General features: G+C 67.8%; 3 protein-coding genes and 1 pseudogene. 3 read left to right on the forward strand and 1 reads right to left on the reverse strand.

From position 1 onward, the window contains the following. Both FXN61_RS48830 and FXN61_RS48835 read left to right on the forward strand, forming a co-directional pair. Positions 1-577, forward strand: a pseudogene (locus tag FXN61_RS48830) (zinc-binding dehydrogenase); the annotation flags it as partial. Further along, positions 577-1,176 (forward strand): MBL fold metallo-hydrolase, encoded by a 600-nt coding sequence (locus FXN61_RS48835; RefSeq protein ID WP_167980551.1) that lies wholly within the window; start codon positions 577-579, stop codon positions 1,174-1,176. The pseudogene FXN61_RS48830 and the gene FXN61_RS48835, both read left to right, overlap by 1 nt. Here the strand turns inward: FXN61_RS48835 and FXN61_RS48840 are convergent. Further along, a complete protein-coding gene (locus FXN61_RS48840; protein WP_167980552.1) occupies positions 1,173-1,931 on the reverse strand; it encodes an enoyl-CoA hydratase/isomerase family protein in 759 nt (252 codons plus the stop codon). The genes FXN61_RS48835 and FXN61_RS48840 overlap by 4 nt on opposite strands. A 103-nt stretch (positions 1,932-2,034) precedes the next feature. Here FXN61_RS48840 and FXN61_RS48845 point away from each other — a divergent pair. Beyond that, positions 2,035-2,314, forward strand: a 280-nt coding sequence (locus FXN61_RS48845; protein ID WP_223165912.1) for a hypothetical protein, incomplete at its 3' end; no start/stop codon positions are given.

Here is a 2,314-nt window from a genome sequence, read left to right on the forward strand (position 1 = left end):
TGAACACCGGCGGAGTCACGCGCGGCGACTGCGGTGGCCGTGATCGGCTGCGGCGGTGTCGGGCGACGGCGCCATCGCGGGCGCCCGCATCGCCGGTGCCGCGAAGATCATCGCGGTGGACACCGATCCGCAGAAGCTGGAGTGGGCCAAGGGTTTCGGCGCCACGCACACCATCAACGTCCGTGACATCGACGACGTGGTCACCGAGATCCAGCGGCTGACCGACGGGTTCGGCGCGGACGTCGTGATCGACGCGGTCGGCCGCCCCGAGACGTGGAAGCAGGCCTTCTACGCCCGCGACCTGGCCGGAACCGTTGTCCTGGTGGGCGTTCCGACACCGGACATGCGGCTCGACATGCCGCTCATCGACTTCTTCTCGCGCGGCGGCTCGCTGAAGTCCTCGTGGTACGGCGACTGCCTGCCCACGCGCGACTTCCCGATGCTCGTCGACCTGTACCAGCAGGGCCGCTTCGACCTGGACGCGTTCGTCAGCGAGGAGATCCCGCTGGACGGCGTGGAAGGCGCCTTCGAGAAGATGCACCGCGGCGAGGTACTGCGATCGGTGGTGGTCTTCTGATGTCCCTGCGTGTGGACCACACCGTCACGTCCGGCACGTTCTCGCTGGACGGCGAAACCTTCGACGTCGACAACAACGTCTGGGTCATCGGGGATTCCTCGGAATGCGTCGTCATCGACGCCCCGCACGACGTCGACGCGATCCTCAAGGTCGTGGACGGCCGCCGCGTCGTGGCGATCCTCTTGACCCACGCGCACGACGACCACGTCCGCGTCGCGCCGGATCTGGCGCATGCGACCGGTGCGCCCCTGGCTCTGCACCAGGACGACCACATCGTGTGGTCGCTGACGCACACCGGCGTGGTCCCGCACCAGGCGCTGGAAGACGGCCAGGTGATCACCGTTGCCGGGGAACGGATTGAGGTGCTGCACACGCCTGGGCACTCGCCCGGCGCCGTGTGCTTCTACGTGCCTTCGCTGGGTGCGGTGTTCACGGGCGACACGTTGTTCCAGGGCGGGCCTGGGGCTACCGGGCGGTCGTTCTCGGACCGGCCGACGATCGAGAAGTCCATCCGGGAGAAGCTGTTGACGCTGCCCGGCGAGACCGTGGTGCACACGGGCCACGGCCCGGACACCACGATCACCGCTGAAGTGTTTTAGAACCGCGGAGGCCGCTTCTCCAGGAACGCCGACACGCCCTCCGCGTACTCGGCACTGGAGGCGGCCTCCGCGTACAGCGCCCGCACGAAGTCGTCCTCGTGCCCACCATCGGTGATCGAGTTGATGATCTTCTTGGCGCCACGCACCGACACCTGCGCGCGACCCGCGATCTGTTCGGACAATTCCTTCACGCGCGCGTCGAGCGACTCCGCCACTTCGTTGACCAGACCGATCCGCAGTGCCGTCTGCGCGTCGATCAAATCGGCCGAGAACAGGATCTGCTTCGCCCACGCGGGGCCGACCACGTCCACGAGCTGCTTGGTGGACGTGAAGTTGTAAACGATGCCGAGTTTCGCGGGCGTGATCCCGAATCGCGCATCCGTTGACGCCACCCGAATGTCGCAAGCGAGGGCGATCTCGCACCCACCGCCGACACAGAAACCGGAAATCGCGGCAATCGTCGGCTTGTCCAGCTGGGCGATCGCACGTTCCCCGTTGTGCACGGCCTCGCCGTAGTGCGCGGCGCCGGCGGCGCCCCTTCGCAACGTCGAGAACTCCGCGATGTCGGCACCGGCGGAGAAGTTGGCGCCGCCACGGATGATCAGCACCCTGATGCTCTCATCAGCGGAAACGCGGGCCATGATGCCGGGCAGGGCCGACCACATCTCGTGGCTCATCGCGTTGCGCTTGGCCGGGCGGTTGATCGTCAATGTGGCGACCGGACCGGCCGCGGACAGTTCCAGGAACTCGCTCACAGGCCGCACGATACCCACCGTGTTCCGGCGGGACGCGCGGTCTCATATGGGAGGGAAAGCGTTCACGCCCTTGTAAAGTCCCTTGCCGAAGAGGGGAGAAAACGTGACAGCGGCCGGCATCGGCGCCTCCACCCTGCGCACGTTCGCGGTGCGGTTGCGCACCAGCGCGCCGGTCTCCGCGCGCATCCTCTCCGAACTCGCGAGCGAGCTCGACCGCGGCGGGCCGGTGGCCGACCTGCTCTGCTCGCACAGCGCCGTGCACAGCCCGCTGTTCGGCATCCAGGCATTGGCCGGAGTGCGGCTGCTGATGCTGTCAGGAAAGGCGCCGGAGCTGAGCCAGCGCTTCGCCAGCGCGCACGCCGCGGCGATGGCCGGCGAGTCCG

This window comes from Lentzea indica (assembly GCF_012184385.1).
Lineage (GTDB): Bacteria > Actinomycetota > Actinomycetes > Mycobacteriales > Pseudonocardiaceae > Lentzea > Lentzea indica.